The organism is Paractinoplanes ovalisporus, assembly GCF_016834655.1.
GTDB classification, from domain to species: domain Bacteria; phylum Actinomycetota; class Actinomycetes; order Mycobacteriales; family Micromonosporaceae; genus Actinoplanes; species Actinoplanes ovalisporus.
Genome location: NZ_JAENHP010000015.1, coordinates 155107 through 169053, shown reverse-complemented (window position 1 = coordinate 169053; position 13947 = coordinate 155107). Strand labels below are relative to the sequence as shown.

Below are 13947 nucleotides of genomic sequence, written 5' to 3'. Positions count from 1 at the left end.
TGTCGAGCCGTTCCCGGGGGCGTGTTCGGGCGGCGTCTTCGATTTACCGGGGCGTCAGGCCGATCAGAGTGCGTACGAAGGCCTCTCGATCGCCGGGTGGGAAGGCGGCCAGCAGGTCGGCTTCGGCGGCGCGGATCTCGGCCTGGACGGCCTGGTGCAGACGGCGGCCGGCCGGGGTGAGGGCCAGGAGGCGTACGCGGCGGTCGTCCGGATCGGGCTCGCGGTCGATGAGCTCGCGCTTCTGCAGCTCGTCGAGCACCGGGATCAGCCGCGTCTTGTCAGCGCCGATGCCGGCCGCCAGGGCCGCCTGGGTGCGCATGGGCCGCTCGCGCAGCGCGGTCAGCACGGCGTAGGCCCACATCGAGATCCCGTGCCGGTCCAGGATCGGCCGCTCCATGGCCAGCAGCTGACGACCCAGCCGAAACACCATGGCGCCAAGATCTTCGCGCTCCTCCACGGTTCTACTCCTACCACCCTCGCTCCCTTGACTCTTTAGTAAGCGCATGCACATGATAGGCGCATGCTTACGAATAAGCCGGATCCAAGACCAGCTGACGCTGCTGCCGTCCGTGCCGGCGTCGCCCTGGTAGCGCGTGTCACCGATGCCGACCTGACCCGCACCACGCCGTGCGCCGGTTGGGACTTGGCCGCTTTGCTGGAACACATGACCGACCAGCACCACGTCTTCGCCGCAGCCGCCGTCGGCGGCCCAGGCTCGGCGTCGTCGAGTGGCAGCGTTTCGAAGCCGATGCCATCCGACAGCGGCATGCCGGAGTCGCTGCCATCGAGCAGTGGCATGGCGGAGTCGGGGCGGTCCGGCGGTTGCACGGCGGAGTCGGGGCGATCCGGTGGCGGTATGCCGAGCTCGGTGCAGTCGAGTGGCGGGCGCCTGGAGTCAGTGGCAGCGGGTGGTGGCGTCGCGGAGTCGGCGCGGTCGGGCGGCGGTCGGCCGGAGCTGGTAGCCCCTGCAGGAGGCGTCGTTGAGCGTTACGAGCGGGCGGCCGAGGCGGTGGTGGCGGCCTTCGCCGCGGTCGGGGAGCTGGAGCAACCGTTCATGATTCCCGAGTTCGGCCGGCCCGTGCCCGGCCGCATGGCGATCGGGTTTCACCTGGTCGACTACGTCGTGCATGCCTGGGATGTGGCCCGCACCCTGGGCATGCCCTACACGCCGGGCTCCGGCGAGCTGGCCATGGCGCTGGCCGTTTCCCGCGCCGTTCCGAACGGCCCGGAACGCCTCGCCGCCGGCTCGCCTTTCGCTCCCGCGCTGCCGGTCCCGCCCGGCGCTGATCCGATGACCGAGATCCTGCTGCTGCTCGGCCGCGACCCGGAAGCTCGTCCCCGGTGAACTGCGGCTCCTCAGCGGCCCAGACGAGCGCCACCCGTTGTGGTCGGCGGTGACCGACGGCGCCGAGCAGGTAGCCCGCAGCCTCGTGTCGCGCCTTCAGGTTCCGTCCCGCCGTTCGCCGGACACGGTGGGGGAGCTTGGCGCCTCATCAATTCTTTACCATCGATACACATCAATGCCTGAGTGGGACCGCCCCGGCCGGCCCGAGCGGTGTCCTAGCGTGCCCGTCATGACTGACGACGAGCTGGCCCAGGAACTGATCACGATGACGGACGAAGACCGGCAGCTGCAGGGCGGCGCCCTCAGCAACGACTTCGCCGCCCAGTTGGCGCATCGCCGGGTCACCGTACGCAACGCGGACCGCCTGGCCGAGATCCTGGACAGCCACGGATGGCCGGCGACCAGCGCAGTCGGTGCCGAAGCCGCCCGCCGGGCCTGGCTGATCGCCCAGCACGCCGACCGTCAGCTGGACGTTCAGCGGAGGGCGATGACGCTCATGACCCAGGCCGTGAACGCCGGCGAGGCGGATCCGCAGCACTTGGCGATGCTCCGGGACCGCATCCTGGTCAACGAGGGCCGCCCGCAGATCTACGGCACCCAGATCGCCGGCGTGATCGACGGCGCCCCCGTCCCGTGGCCCTGCGAAGACCCCGACCGCATGGACGACCGCCGCGCCGAGGTCGGGCTGGACCCGTTCCTGGTCCACGTCACCCGCCACGCACCCGCCTGACCACACAAGCGAGCGTCCGCACCGTGCAGCTCGGCGCGCATCCGCCGGGTTGTGCACTTGAGCGTTCGCGTCGCGTCGCATGCGCGTGTTCGCTTGGCTGGGTGTTGGCTTGGCTGGGTGTTGGCTTGGCTGGGTGTTCGCTTGGCCGCGCGTTCGAGCGTTGTGCCGTTGAAGCTCCGCCGCCGCCCAAGCCGAAGAAGCCAGTGGTGTCCAAGCCGAGCGCGCATCTCCGCCGGGCTGGTCGTGCGCGTTTGAGCACTCGGATCGTGTCGCGTGGTGCGCGTTCGTCTGGCTGTTTATGTCGTGTTCGCGACGTGCGGTGCGCGTTTGGCCGGCCAGGTGCTTGAGCGCTTTGGTTGTATCGCCGGCTGGCTTCGGTCGCGAGAACCGGGCTCTGGCGCGAACTTGGTGATGATGATGACGGGCTGGTAAGGACGCTTTCGTCGACGTCTGCGCTCGAGCGATGTGGATTACCAGCCGCGCAGGGCCAGACGCTCGCCTCGACTGATGGCCCCCAATGCTTCTCCTACATAGTCCACAAGATCGGCCGGAAGCATCTCATCGTCGATCCATCGCAGCTCACTGCATTTGTCCGGCTCGGCGATGCGCGGCTCGCCGTCCCAGCTGTCCACGAAGAAATAGAGATGAAGATATTCGGAATCATCCACGTCTTCGGGAGCGGAATGCATGACCAGAGCCAGATGACAGCTGGTGGGGTCGGCTTCGATCCCCAGCTCCTCTTGCAACTCCCGAACCAGGCCGGTGACGGCATCCTCGCCACCATCGAGGTGGCCGGCCGGAAGGCTGAGTTGTCCGTCCCGGTAGCCGGTGCCCGTCCGACGCATCACCAGCAATCGCTGTTGGTCGCGAAGGATCCCATACACCGCAACGGCGGCTCGGAAAGGCTGGAACGGCACCGAGAGAGCGTATCGATCCGGTAATCAGTCGGCGAGCAGTACCCGTTTGCGGAGGAGATCAAAGCCGGCTCGGCCATACATCTGGCGTTTGATCATCTTGATGCGGTTGACGTTGCCCTCGACCGGTCCGGAACTGAAGGGCCGGCTCAGCCCAGCGGTGACCGCGGCGAGGTCGGCGGTCAGGCCGGTGGCGAAGCGGCTGATGCCGGGCAGTGCTGCCTGTTCGGCTGTGGTGATCCACGCGCCGAATCTCTCGCCGTGCAGGTGAGTCATCATGTCGGCGAAGGAACGGACCAGTTCGACAGCCGGGCGCGGCGGGGTCGGCCATTGCGTCCATCACACAGTTCGCGCCAAAGCCCGAAACTCGCGACCATCGAATCCATCCGATCGAGGTGGTACCCGAAGTCGCGATCAACCCGCAGGTCAACGCGTCACTCGAACGCGAAGTAGTCCCTCGTCGCGGTAGATCCGGGTACCCCAGGTCAGGGTCGATATGGTGACGAGATGGCGCGACTCGTCCATCTGAACGGCCCGCCGGGCATCGGGAAGTCCACGCTGTCGGCTCTTTTCACCGACCGGAACCCGGGCACCCTGAACCTCGATATCGACGCCCTGCATCGCCTGGTCGGTGGATGGCAGCACGAGCAGACCGACACGTGGCCACTTGTGTGGTCCCTGGCCCGGGCGATGGCGGCCACCCATCTGGACGGTGGGCGCGACGTCGTTGTGCCTCAGTACCACGGCCAGCTCGATGAGATCGCAGCACTCGAGGACCTCGCCCGCATGCACGGGGCGGACTTCCGTGAAATTGTCCTGCTCGACGAGCAGGAAGCGGCGATCAATCGTTTCAACCTCCGCGCCAAGGACAGCGACGATCCGTGGATACGCCATCACCACCGTCTCATCGAGTTGAGCGGCGGCGCTGCCGTGCTCGAAACCATGTACGTCAACCTGATCAAGGTTGTACGTCAACGCCCCGGAACGACGGTAGTGCCAAGCACAGAGGGTGCAGTGGCGGAGACATACAAGCGTCTGTCAGACGCCTTGCGCGAGCCGAGCTCCCGGCGACCCGACTCGAGGTGAAGCCCGACAGCGGGACCCGATTTTCTCGCCGAGATGGGACCGAGACTTGCGCTCACAACCAGCCGGCCGTGGCTGGCTGGTTGTGAGCGTGTGAGCGTTTGAGCGTTCGGTTCGTGTCTTGTAGTGCCCATTCGTCTGGCTGTACGCGTTCGCGTTCGCGTCGTGTGGTGCGCGTTTGGTCGGTCGGGTACTTGAGCGTTTTGGTTGTGGCGTCGGCTGTGGCTGGCTGGTTGTGCGCGTTTGAGCGTCCGCGCCGTATCGTGTGGTGCGCGTTTGAGCGTCCGCGCCGTATCGTGTGGTGTGCGTTTGGCCGGACGTGTGCTTGGGCGTTCTGGCTGTGGCGTCGGCTGTGGCTGACTGGTTGTGTGTGTTGAGCGTTCGCGCTGTGTTGGTCCGCTGCGTGTTTGCCTGACTGTGCGATCAAGCGCTCGCGCACCAGCCGGTCAATGTGATGATCTCCTGGGCGATGCCGGCGACCGGGCGGGCGTCGGTTGGCACGCGGTGTACCCAGCTTGCGACCGTTTGTTCCAGCTCGCGGGCCATGCGGTCGCTGCGTTCGATGTGCAGGTCCAACGTCGTGCCTATCTCGCGTCTCGCCAGTCTTGCCCGCGCCGTTGCGTCGTCGGCTGTCAGGAGGACTGCGGCTACCGACGGTTCGTCGCCCATCGCCGCGGTCAGGTTTTCGACGGTGCGCACGCTCACGGTGTTCGTGTAGATCAGGCGGTGGTAGCCGAGTGCGCGGTAGTTGGTCCACATCGCGGCCAGATTTCGCTCAGCCAGGTTGTGTTCCCACGGTGGAGGGAAGGCCAGGTCGAGGTTGTCGCCCTCGATCAGGCAGTGCCGGACGCCGGCCGCCGACAACTGGGCGTGGATCTCGTTGCCGACACTGCTTTTCCCGACGCCGGAACGGCCGCCCAGAAACAGGACCTCGCTTCGAGTCGTCACCCGGGCACGCTACCGGTTGGCGCACCACGAGGCGGCCCGGCCATGGCGGTGCAGGCGGCGGGAAGGCCACCGCGGCGGAGAACACGGCGTGCGTTCTGGGCTCTGGCTCAACCGCGTGAACGAGCATGTCGTCGGTTCTTGTTCGCCGTGCTCTGATAGCCCTGTGACAGCCAGAGAAGCCTTTGGGGCGATGGTCAAGACGCACGTTGGTCCGCCGCTGCGGGAGGCTGGATTCAAGGGTTCGGCTCCGACTTGGCGGTTGAGGTCACCGGCCGGTGATGTCGCGATCGTCAATCTGCAGAAGTCCTCGTACAACGACGGCGACGAAGTCAACTTCTACGTCAATCTGGCCGTGCTGCCCGCAGCGTGGTGGGAGTATTTGATCGACGAAACACCGCAGAGACGGCCGGCCAATCCGGTCGAGCGGGATGGCCTGCTACGGCGTCGTTTGGATCCGCCGGTGAAGTTTCGTCTCCGGGACGGCTGGGTCGTCGGCGGCGCGGATGACGCGGATGACGGGGGCATCGTCCTGGGCGAACAGCTCGAGCAGGTTGCGATTCCCGAGTTGCGGGCGCTCCTGGATCCGGGCGGCCTGGCCGCCTTCGTCGAAGGTGACGCACCTGGATGGTGGGTGACGCGGCGGAAGGAACTCGCCCTCGCCTACGCAGTGGCCGGCGAAGGAATGACTCCGCGACTGCAGCGGGTCCTCGACGATTTCGATCGCTCGCCGCACGATCCCCGTGATGCGAAACAAGCGGCCTGGCTCCGCAGGCGGTGATGGCTGAGCGAGCGAACGAGCGAACGAGCGAACGAGCGAACGAGCGAACGAGCGAACGGACGAGCGAACGAACGGACGAGCGAGCGAACGGACGGACGGACGAGCGAACGGACGGACGGACGAGCGAGCGAAACGAGCGAAACGAGCGAAACGAGCAGGCGTCCAGCTCAGCCGGGCACGTCAGCGGTCGGCCGTGCGAAGGCGGGAGCGGACGCGGGGAAACGGGCCGCGGCAATGAGGGCGGCCACCCCGGCAGCCACCCCGCCCAGGACGAAACCCGTTGCGGGAGAAGCGAAATCGGCCAGGAAACCGGCGGCCGCGGCCCCGACGGCGGTTCCGATCGCGGTGGCGGTGGCGAGCCAGGCGAAGGCCTCGGTGGCGGTTCCGGCCGGGGCGGCGGCGTCGACCATGGCGTAGGCGCTGGCCAGGATCGGGGCGATCGCGGTTCCGGCCAAGGCGATCAGCACAGGTGGGGCGACGGCCAACAACAAGTGGCCCAACCCCAGCGCGGCCAGCAGGAGCGCGAACGTGCGGCCGTCGCGGGCGCCGCCTCCGAGGCGGGCCGCCAGCACGCCGCCGGCCAGGGAACCGGTGCCCCACAAAGCGAGCAGCCAACCCGCGTGGGATCCGGACGACGCGGTCACGGCCACCTCGGTCGCGCCGAAGACGATGCCGACGCAGGCCAGGACGACCACCAGCGCTCGCATCAGTGGGGAGGCAAGAGCGGTTTCCCTCGTACGGGGGAAGGAACTTGATCTCCAGGAGCGGGAGACCGGCGAGAGCGCGAACGCAGCGGTGGCCACGACCAGCACTGCCCCGGCCGAAGCCAGCGCCACGCCCGTGCCGGCCAGGGAGCCGACGCCGAGGGCCAAGGGCGGGCCGGCGATCCACGTCAGTTCGGTCGCGGCGGCGTCGACGGCATAGGCGCGGTGCTCGGATCCCTTGTGCAGCAACGGAATCAGCGTCCGCATGCAGGCGCCTACGGGTGGGGTGGCCAAGCCGAGCAACGCGGCCAGGGCCAGCAGCGCGGGCAACGGCGTACGGGAAGGAACCAGGGCGAAGGCAGCGAGCGCGAGCCCGGCCAAGGACGCGGAACCGAGCAGCACCACCGTCTGGCCGCGCCGGTCGGCGAGGCGGCCGAGCAGGGGACCGCCGAAACCCTGGGCGACGGCGAGCGCGCCCGCGGCCGAACCGGCGGCGGCGTACGAACCGGTGAGGTGTTCGACGTGCACGAGCAGGCCGATGCTGAACGTGGCGAGCGGCAGGCGGGCGACGACCGACGTGGAGAAGAGCATGCTTCGACCCTCGCGCCGGACTGGTACAAAGAACAGATCCAGTCCCGGCGCGAAAGAGGGGACCAGTGGAGCTGCTGCTGACCGTCGCGAGGGAGCAACCGGGCACGCTGAGCGCGCAGATCCGGGGGCAGGTGCGCGATGCCGTACGGGCGGGGACGCTGCGCCCGGGCACACCGGTGCCGTCCACCCGCGACCTGGCCCGGCAGCTCGGCGTCTCACGGAAGGTGACGGTCGACGCGTACGCGCAACTGGCCGCCGAGGGTTATCTCGCGCTCCGCCAGGGCGCGCAACCGCGGATCGCGCCCGGGCCGTTCCCCGGCGCCGCCACGATGCCCGCTCCGATCGGAGCGATGTCCTCCGCTTCGACCTGCGCCCCGCCCGCCCCGACGTCTCCGCATTCCCGCGCGCGGCCTGGGCCCGCTGCCTGCGCGAAGCGGTCGCCGGCATCACCGCCGACGATCTCGGCTATGGCGACCCGCTCGGCAGCGGCGAACTGCGTGACACCCTGGCCGACCATCTGGGCCGGGTGCGGGGCGTGGTCGCCGTCCGTGACCGGATCGTGGTGACCACCGGTTATCTGCAGGGCCTCGGGATGATCTGCCGAGCCCTACGGGCGCGCGGTGCCCGGCGCATCGCCTGCGAGGACCCGTGCAACGTCGAGGAAGCGCGGATCGCCGCCCGGGCCGGGCTCGAACCCGTACGCGTACGGGTGGACAGTCTTGGTCTGAAGGTGGACGAGCTGGCGTCGGCCGGGGTGGACGCGGTGATCCTGACGCCCGCGCACCAGCACCCGACCGGCGTGGTGCTGGCCCCGAAGCGACGGGCCGCGCTGGTGGCGTGGCTGCGGGCGACGGGGGCGATCGCGATCGAGGACGACTACGACGCCGAGTACCGCTACGACCGTCCCGCCGTGGGCGCGTTGCAGGGTCTCGACCAGCAACACGTCGTCTATGCGGGCACGGTGAGCAAGGTGCTGGCGCCGGCGCTGCGGCTGGGCTGGATGGTGCTGCCGCCCACGCTCGTGCCCGCCGTGCGCGAGGAGAACCAGGGCGTGTTCCGCATCGAGCAGCTGGCGTTCGCGCGCTTCCTGCAGCGGGGCGAGCTCGATCGTCATTTACGGCGCATGCGTACGCGATACCGCCGTCGCCGGGACGCCATGGTGGCCGCCCTCGGCGAGTTCCTGCCTTCGGCCACCGTACGGGGTATCGCCGCCGGTCTGCACGTGACGGTCGAGCTCCCGGCGCCGGTGGACGTCGCCGCGGCCCGCGCGCGGTGGATCGCCCTGGCCACGATGGCCGACTACGCGACGGACCCGGACGGGTGGCCGCCCACGCTCATCCTCGGTTACTCGCAGATGACCGAGGACCGATTGCGAGCCGCCGTACGGGAATTGGCTCAGCTGATCGGACGCCCGAGTGACCGGCTGCGCCCGCGGAACTCGGCCAGCACCGTTCCGTCCTGACGCGTGACGGTCACGTCGTAGAGCCCCGACCGCCCGCGCCGGGCCCGCTCCACGGCGTGGGCGGTCAGCTCGTCACCGGCCTTCCCCGACTCGAGAAACGTGATGTCGAACCCGGCGGCAACGGTGATTTCCCCGTACGTGTTGCACGCGACCGCAAACGCACTGTCGGCCAGCGACGCGAGCAGCCCGCCGTGCACCAGCTCGTAGCCGTTGAGCATGTCGTCGCGCACCACCATGGCGAGCACGGCCCACCCGGGCCCGACATCCCGCAGCTCGATGCCGAGCCCCCGGCTGGCCGTGTCGCGCCCCAGCATGATCTCCGCATAGCGGCGAGCGTCCTCAGCCATCCAGCGAACCTAACACCACGCCCGCGTACGCCCGTTGCCCCTCGTAGTCGGGGTGGAGGCTGGTCGGCCGGGGCCGTTGGTGGAGCGTGTCGATCTGCCGCCCGTTGATCCACGCATCGTCCCTCCTGCACACCGCCGGTGTCACCGACGCGCTCGGCAGCGTGGACGAGGGCAACGGGTCGCTGAGCGAGTGGCCGGAGAACGCGTCGATGTTGCGTCCCGGGTCGACGACGGCGGCGTAGCGCACAACGGTCGGCGAGCCCTCGGGGCGCTCAGGGCCACGCTGCCCGCCCGACGTGGGGAGCGGTGGCGGCCGGTGGACGTGCCGGTCTGCGAATCCGTGGTAACTTGAACGTGTTCAGTTGAACGTGTTCAAGAAGTGAGGTCGCCATGGATCGGCTCAGTGGGGCTGGGTGGGTGGGGCTGCACGCCGTGGTGGCGGTGTGCGTGCTGCTGTTCGTGCCGCTCGGGCTGGGGGCGCTGGGCCGGGCCGGTCGGCTCGCGCGCTGGTGGCCGGTGGTGGCGGTGCCGGCCGTGGTCGCGATGGTGGTGCCGCGCGGGCTCGGGGCGGCCTTGCTCTGTGTGCCCTACCTGGTGGCCTGCTGCGCGGTGCCGGTGCTGCTGCGGCGCGATCGGCTGGTGGCCTTCGCCGCGGCCTGCCTGCCCGTGGCGGCGGCCGGGCTGCTGGCCGAGCGGGGTGGTTACGCGCTGCTCGGCTTCCCGCCCGGGATCCTCGGGCTGACCGCCGCGCACTTCCACGTCGCCGGGTTCGGGGCGTTGCTGCTGCTCGCGCTGCTCTCCGACCAGAACCGCTATCTGGCCCCGGCCGGCGTCGCGATCGTCGGATTCGGATTTGTCGTCGGCGGAGAGACCGGTGACCTGATCGAGCTTCTCGGCGCCGGGGTGCTCAGCGCCGGGCTGTGGCTGGCGATCGCGACCCGTACGGGAAAAGCGGCTCGTCTCCTGCTCGGTCTGAGCCTGGTCACGATGGGGCTCGCGCTGCTCTACGCGTCGGGGCAGGTGGTCGACCTGCCGCACCTCAACCTGACCTGGATGGTGCTGACCCACGGCGTGCTCAACGCGGCCGCGGTGCTGGTGGCGCTGTTCGTCGCCTACGCCGGCCGCGAGCAGTCGCACACCTGGACGCACCACGTCGGCGCCGGTCGGGAACGCTTCGAGGCGGCCTCGCGGGCGCTGCTCACCTGGGAGATGCACCGCCGGGCCGGGGCCTGGGTCGACCCGGCCACGCCGCCCGCCTTCACCGGTCAGCACATGCGTTCCGACCTGGGGTTCGGCCGCCTGCGGGTGCCGGAGCCGTGCGAGGTGCTCGAGGTGGTGCGCGACCCGGCACGCACGTCCCTGCACTACCTGGCACTACCCGGCCACACCTTCCACGGCGACGAACGCTTCACGGTCCGGCTCGACGACGACGGCACCGTACAGTTCGTCACCGAGGTCACCGCCCGCCCGGCGCGTTGGATCAGTCAGATTGCCGGGCCGGCCGTGCCGTTGGTGCAGTGGCTCTTCATCGCGCGTTGCGCCCGAGCCCTGACCCGGGCCGACGCCGCCAGTCAGGCCAGCCCGCGCCGAGGCGTGGACGCCGTCTGAGGCTGCCCGCTGCGTACGCGCCCTGACCCGGGGCGACAGTTCCACCGGGGCCCGCCCGCGTCGAACGCGAGGCGTCGCACGGGACACCCGCGACTCGCGGCGACCAGCAGGCGCTCGAGCAGCTGCGCACGGTCAGCCGCGTGATCACCGAAAGCCCCGCGCTGCGCGCCCGCGAACTGCTGTCGATGACCCGCATCGCCGACGCGCCGGCCGAACACCTCGCGGCCGACACCGGAGACCCGCTGACGGCCCGGGTGGTCGCCCACTCGTTGCTGGCCGTCCAGCGGTCCCTGGTCCTGCTGGTGCGCGAGATGGTGCTGGCCGGCGAGCTTCCGACCGGCGTGGCCGAGGGCGTTCGCTCTGCTGGAAGGGGGATCGGCGCATACGCGACCCGCCCGGCGGCAGTGGCCTGACTTGGCGGTGCACGTGATAAGTGGGCTGGGCGGCCAGGGCGGCGCTCCACATGTGCCCCGGCCTGTGCGGCCGGAAGTCAGCCCGTGTGGCGGATGGTCGAGTCGGCGATCCGCTCGGTGAGCCCGGGCGAGAAGAACGGGTGGTGGCCCATGCCCGGCACGATCTCCAGCCGCGCCGCCGGGATCTGCGCCGCGAGTGCTTCGCCGTGAGCTGGGGGGAACAGCGGATCGGCGCTGCCGTGCAGGACCAGGGTCGGAGCGGTGATGGCGGACAAGGAGGCCCGCCGGTCGTCGTCCCAGCGCCGTCCGGCGAGATCATGATTCGAGGCGGCAGCGATGTTGTGGGCCCGGGCGTAACAGTGTTCGACGAACTGACGTGCGGCGGGTTCGTCGAAGGGCAGGACATCACCGTTGAGCACTCGCCAGGTCTCAATGTCGGCGTCCATGCGCAGCTGCGGCGTCGTGCCGGGCGTCCTCGCCGAGGCCATCACGTGGTCGAGGAACCGGGCCGTCGGGGGCGGGAGTTCATCGGCCCGGGCGGGCTGCCCCGCCATGGCTCGCGCCCACGCCGGGCCGGGGTTGTTGGCCATCGGAGACGACGCCATCAGGGTCAGTGTGTGCACCCGGGCCGCCCGGTGCACGGCAAGCCACTGCCCGATCGTGCCGCCCAGCGATATCCCGACGATGTGCGCGGCCGTGACGCCGTAACCGTCGAGAACGGCGACCGTGTCGGCTGCCATGTCGGCCAGCGCGTACGGATGCGTGGCGAAGTCAACGCAGTCGGAACGGCCGGTGTCGCGATGATCGAACCGGATCACTTGCCGACCGCCGGCCACGAGCGCCTCCAGCAGCTCGTCGGGCCAGCCGATGCCCTGGGTGGATGTGCCCATGACCAGCAGAACGGCCGGGTCAGCCGGGTGGCCGAAACGCTGCGCCCACAGTCGCAACCGCCCAGGGCCGACAAACTTCTCGTCACCAGTAAGCATGCCGGGCACCGTAGCGACTACCGGATCGGCGACAAGCCACTACCGGCGGTAGTCAAGAATCGGGGTCATGAGATAATGGTGGAAGGTGAGAGGGCGACCTCGACTCCACCGAACTGGCCCTGCTGAAGGTTGCCCGGAGCAGGGGGATGACCTGGCAGGACATCGCCTTCGGCCGGGTCTGGGAAGCCGGCGGATGCGCGCCGCCGGGCCCACCAACTCGGGCTCCGACGCCTCGGACCGCGAGACGCGCCACAGGGAGAACGCGAAGAAGCCGAGCAGGGCGAAGCCCAGCAGCAGCGTGATCTGCCCGGTCACCGGCACCACGAACGCCACGATCGACGCCACGGCCAGGAGACCGAGCTCGACCCGGCGCCCCGATTCAAGAACAAGTTCCCGCACCCCGTACGACCGGAGCGCCGCGACGCCACGACCAACGCGATCAGCACCACGACCGACCAGCCCAGTAGGCCTCACTTCGACAGCGGCGCAAACTGCCGGCCCCCGACCTGCCCACCGGCTGAACCGGGGCAAAACCGCGTCGTTATCCTCGGGAGCCGGACGGCGGGAGGATGGCGGAGACGATGACGGCGCTGCGGTGGTACGGCGGGATCGCGCTGGTGGTGTTCGGCATCGTGCCCACCGTCATGCTCGCGCTGCTGGTCAGCGGTGGGCACACCCCGTCGTCGGTGGGGTGGCTGCTGATCGGCGGGATTCCGCTCGTCGGGGCCGCGGCCGTGTTCGCCGTACGGGGAATGGTCGACGCCAACCCCGAGACGGCCTCGCGCCGGCTGCACCTGAGCATGGCCCTGGTGGCCGGCGCGGACCTGCTGATGCTGGGCGGCAATGCCCTGATCAGGATGGGCGCGAACTGACGGCCGAGGCGCGACCGCCGATCGAGGGCGGGCGGGTCAGTCCGACAGGTCGCCCCAGACGTGCCAGCGCTCGACCACCAGGCGGCCGCTGACCCGGGGGTAGTCGCGGTTGGGATACGGGTTGCCGGTGTAGGCCCGCGACAGCGCGTCGATGTCGGCCAGGTCCTCGTCGTCGGTCAGCTTGTCGATGCGGCCCTGCAGGCTCACGTGGGTGTACCAGTTGTCGCCGGCCAGCACGGTCAGTGAGACGCGCGGGTCCTTCCGCAGGTGCTTGAGGCGGGCCCGGCGGCCGTCGAGGTTGAGCAGGATGCGCCCGTCGTCCTCGTACAGATACCAGGTGGCCACGGTGACGGGCCGCCCGTCGGCGGCGACGGTGGCCATGACGGCCGGGTTCGGGAGCCGGAGCAGGGCGACGACCTGCTCCGACAGGGGTTCGGTAGACATGCCGGAAGCCTACGGGGCGGCCCCGAGGTAGTGCTTCCAGAGCAGTCTTGCGGCGATCGCCCGCCACGGCCGCCAGGGTTCGGCCCGCAGCATCGTCTCGGCCGTCGACGGCAGGGCCTCCAGCTGCCACAGCTCGGCGATGGCGGCCCGGACGGCGAGGTCACCGGCCGGCCACGCGTCGGGGCGGCCGAGGGCCGACAGCCGATAGATGGCCGACGTCCACGGGCCGATGCCGGGCACCGCCTGCAGCTGCCGGTCGACTGCGTCGTCGTCCAGGCCGGCCAGCGCGTCGAGCCGCAGCGAACCGTCGACGATGGCGGTGGCCAGGGCCCGGGCGTAGCGCGCCTTCTGCCGGCTGAACCCGGCCGCGCGCAGCTGCTGGTCGTCCAGGGCCAGCAGGTTCTCGGCGGTCAGCGGGTCGGCCAGCGCGCGGACCCGGTCGAAGGCGGCGCGGGCCGAGGCGAGCGACACCTGCTGCTCCAGCATGATGTGCACGAGCGAGGCGAACCCGGGCGGGCGCGCCCACATCAGCGGCTGACCGATGGCGGCGAAGCGCGGCTCGCGCCGGGCGAGTTCGTCGACGCCACGGCGCATTTCGGCCTCGGAGAGCATGCCTACAACGGTAGTGATCCGTCCGGGTGGCGGCGGATGGCCGGGTGGCCGACCCCCTGCGGTGGAGAAACCGATCTTGAAGTCGCGTCGCCGCCCGTTCCGCGCCGTCT

17 protein-coding genes and 2 pseudogenes are annotated in these 13947 nt (G+C 70.0%); 9 read left to right on the top strand and 10 right to left on the bottom strand.

Annotated elements, in window-relative coordinates; genetic code table 11:
- Positions 1-43: 43 nt before the first annotated feature.
- Positions 44-430 (bottom strand): MarR family winged helix-turn-helix transcriptional regulator, encoded by a 387-nt coding sequence (locus JIG36_RS34460; protein ID WP_236048714.1) that lies wholly within the window; start codon positions 428-430, stop codon positions 44-46.
- Between the two features lie 90 nt (positions 431-520).
- On the opposite strand from JIG36_RS34460, the gene JIG36_RS34455 reads away from it, so the two are divergent.
- Entirely contained in the window at positions 521-1345 is an 825-nt protein-coding gene (locus tag JIG36_RS34455) for a TIGR03086 family metal-binding protein (protein ID WP_203380596.1), read from the top strand.
- 229 nt (positions 1346-1574) lie between these two features.
- Positions 1575-2075, top strand: coding sequence for a DUF6624 domain-containing protein (locus JIG36_RS34450; RefSeq protein WP_203380595.1), 501 nt, complete (start codon positions 1575-1577; stop codon positions 2073-2075).
- Between the two features lie 470 nt (positions 2076-2545).
- On the opposite strand, the gene JIG36_RS34445 is transcribed toward JIG36_RS34450, so the two are convergent.
- Complete coding sequence (locus tag JIG36_RS34445; protein ID WP_203380594.1) at positions 2546-2992, bottom strand: NUDIX hydrolase; 447 nt, start codon at positions 2990-2992, stop codon at positions 2546-2548.
- A 24-nt stretch (positions 2993-3016) separates the two neighbouring features.
- Entirely contained in the window at positions 3017-3268 is a 252-nt protein-coding gene (locus JIG36_RS34440; protein WP_438870781.1) for a transposase, read from the bottom strand.
- Positions 3269-3496: 228 nt separating this feature from the next.
- Here JIG36_RS34440 and JIG36_RS34435 point away from each other — a divergent pair, with 228 nt between their 5' ends.
- Positions 3497-4075 (top strand): AAA family ATPase, encoded by a 579-nt coding sequence (locus JIG36_RS34435; protein ID WP_203380593.1) that lies wholly within the window; start codon positions 3497-3499, stop codon positions 4073-4075.
- 420 nt (positions 4076-4495) lie between these two features.
- On the opposite strand, the gene JIG36_RS34430 is transcribed toward JIG36_RS34435, so the two are convergent.
- Complete coding sequence (locus tag JIG36_RS34430; protein WP_203380592.1) at positions 4496-5020, bottom strand: adenylyl-sulfate kinase; 525 nt, start codon at positions 5018-5020, stop codon at positions 4496-4498.
- A 190-nt stretch (positions 5021-5210) separates the two neighbouring features.
- Here JIG36_RS34430 and JIG36_RS34425 point away from each other — a divergent pair, with 190 nt between their 5' ends.
- Positions 5211-5798: a DUF4304 domain-containing protein gene (locus tag JIG36_RS34425; RefSeq protein ID WP_203380591.1), complete on the top strand. Its 588-nt coding sequence runs from the start codon at positions 5211-5213 to the stop codon at positions 5796-5798.
- A 167-nt stretch (positions 5799-5965) separates the two neighbouring features.
- On the opposite strand, the gene JIG36_RS34420 is transcribed toward JIG36_RS34425, so the two are convergent.
- Positions 5966-7093, bottom strand: coding sequence for an MFS transporter (locus JIG36_RS34420; RefSeq protein ID WP_203380590.1), 1128 nt, complete (start codon positions 7091-7093; stop codon positions 5966-5968).
- Between the two features lie 65 nt (positions 7094-7158).
- Here JIG36_RS34420 and JIG36_RS53590 point away from each other — a divergent pair.
- Together JIG36_RS53590 and JIG36_RS34410 are read left to right on the top strand one after the other, a co-directional pair.
- Positions 7159-7365: pseudogene (locus JIG36_RS53590) on the top strand (GntR family transcriptional regulator); the annotation flags it as partial.
- Between the two features lie 95 nt (positions 7366-7460).
- A complete protein-coding gene (locus JIG36_RS34410; RefSeq protein ID WP_236048784.1) occupies positions 7461-8555 on the top strand; it encodes an aminotransferase-like domain-containing protein in 1095 nt (364 codons plus the stop codon).
- Here the strand turns inward: JIG36_RS34410 and paaI are convergent.
- Both paaI and JIG36_RS34400 read right to left on the bottom strand, forming a co-directional pair.
- Entirely contained in the window at positions 8489-8902 is a 414-nt protein-coding gene (paaI, locus tag JIG36_RS34405; RefSeq protein WP_203380589.1) for a hydroxyphenylacetyl-CoA thioesterase PaaI, read from the bottom strand. The genes JIG36_RS34410 and paaI overlap by 67 nt on opposite strands.
- Positions 8895-9149 carry a hypothetical protein gene (locus tag JIG36_RS34400; RefSeq protein ID WP_203380588.1) on the bottom strand — a complete coding sequence of 85 codons (255 nt, stop codon included), beginning with the start codon at positions 9147-9149 and terminating at the stop codon, positions 8895-8897. The genes paaI and JIG36_RS34400 overlap by 8 nt, the downstream gene beginning before the upstream one ends.
- A gap of 143 nt (positions 9150-9292) precedes the next feature.
- Here JIG36_RS34400 and JIG36_RS34395 point away from each other — a divergent pair, with 143 nt between their 5' ends.
- Positions 9293-10510 (top strand): YndJ family transporter, encoded by a 1218-nt coding sequence (locus tag JIG36_RS34395; RefSeq protein ID WP_203380587.1) that lies wholly within the window; start codon positions 9293-9295, stop codon positions 10508-10510.
- Positions 10511-10611: 101 nt separating this feature from the next.
- Positions 10612-10923 (top strand): annotated as a pseudogene (locus tag JIG36_RS34390) (hypothetical protein); the annotation flags it as partial.
- Positions 10924-11000: 77 nt separating this feature from the next.
- Here JIG36_RS34390 and JIG36_RS34385 read toward each other — a convergent pair.
- Complete coding sequence (locus JIG36_RS34385) at positions 11001-11909, bottom strand: alpha/beta fold hydrolase (RefSeq protein ID WP_203380585.1); 909 nt, start codon at positions 11907-11909, stop codon at positions 11001-11003.
- Between the two features lie 581 nt (positions 11910-12490).
- Here JIG36_RS34385 and JIG36_RS34380 point away from each other — a divergent pair.
- Positions 12491-12781, top strand: coding sequence for a hypothetical protein (locus JIG36_RS34380; protein ID WP_236048713.1), 291 nt, complete (start codon positions 12491-12493; stop codon positions 12779-12781).
- A gap of 36 nt (positions 12782-12817) precedes the next feature.
- Here the strand turns inward: JIG36_RS34380 and JIG36_RS34375 are convergent, their stop codons facing one another.
- Both JIG36_RS34375 and JIG36_RS34370 read right to left on the bottom strand, forming a co-directional pair.
- Positions 12818-13225, bottom strand: a complete 408-nt coding sequence (locus JIG36_RS34375) for a TIGR03618 family F420-dependent PPOX class oxidoreductase (protein ID WP_203380583.1) — start codon at positions 13223-13225, stop codon at positions 12818-12820.
- A 9-nt stretch (positions 13226-13234) separates the two neighbouring features.
- Entirely contained in the window at positions 13235-13837 is a 603-nt protein-coding gene (locus JIG36_RS34370; RefSeq protein ID WP_203380582.1) for a DNA-3-methyladenine glycosylase family protein, read from the bottom strand.
- Between the last annotated feature and the right edge of the window lie 110 nt (positions 13838-13947).

What these genes read in the sequence shown, in the direction of transcription:
- JIG36_RS34460 (WP_236048714.1), bottom strand. Translation starts at nt 430, where the DNA reads ATGGTGTTTCGGCTGGGTCGTCAGCTGCTGGCCATGGAGCGGCCGATC.
- JIG36_RS34455 (WP_203380596.1), top strand. Translation starts at nt 521, where the DNA reads ATGCTTACGAATAAGCCGGATCCAAGACCAGCTGACGCTGCTGCCGTC.
- JIG36_RS34450 (WP_203380595.1), top strand. Translation starts at nt 1,575, where the DNA reads ATGACTGACGACGAGCTGGCCCAGGAACTGATCACGATGACGGACGAA.
- JIG36_RS34440 (WP_438870781.1), bottom strand. Translation starts at nt 3,268, where the DNA reads ATGATGACTCACCTGCACGGCGAGAGATTCGGCGCGTGGATCACCACA.
- JIG36_RS34435 (WP_203380593.1), top strand. Translation starts at nt 3,497, where the DNA reads ATGGCGCGACTCGTCCATCTGAACGGCCCGCCGGGCATCGGGAAGTCC.
- JIG36_RS34425 (WP_203380591.1), top strand. Translation starts at nt 5,211, where the DNA reads ATGGTCAAGACGCACGTTGGTCCGCCGCTGCGGGAGGCTGGATTCAAG.
- JIG36_RS34420 (WP_203380590.1), bottom strand. Translation starts at nt 7,093, where the DNA reads ATGCTCTTCTCCACGTCGGTCGTCGCCCGCCTGCCGCTCGCCACGTTC.
- paaI (WP_203380589.1), bottom strand. Translation starts at nt 8,902, where the DNA reads ATGGCTGAGGACGCTCGCCGCTATGCGGAGATCATGCTGGGGCGCGAC.
- JIG36_RS34395 (WP_203380587.1), top strand. Translation starts at nt 9,293, where the DNA reads ATGGATCGGCTCAGTGGGGCTGGGTGGGTGGGGCTGCACGCCGTGGTG.
- JIG36_RS34385 (WP_203380585.1), bottom strand. Translation starts at nt 11,909, where the DNA reads ATGCTTACTGGTGACGAGAAGTTTGTCGGCCCTGGGCGGTTGCGACTG.
- JIG36_RS34380 (WP_236048713.1), top strand. Translation starts at nt 12,491, where the DNA reads ATGACGGCGCTGCGGTGGTACGGCGGGATCGCGCTGGTGGTGTTCGGC.
- JIG36_RS34375 (WP_203380583.1), bottom strand. Translation starts at nt 13,225, where the DNA reads ATGTCTACCGAACCCCTGTCGGAGCAGGTCGTCGCCCTGCTCCGGCTC.
- JIG36_RS34370 (WP_203380582.1), bottom strand. Translation starts at nt 13,837, where the DNA reads ATGCTCTCCGAGGCCGAAATGCGCCGTGGCGTCGACGAACTCGCCCGG.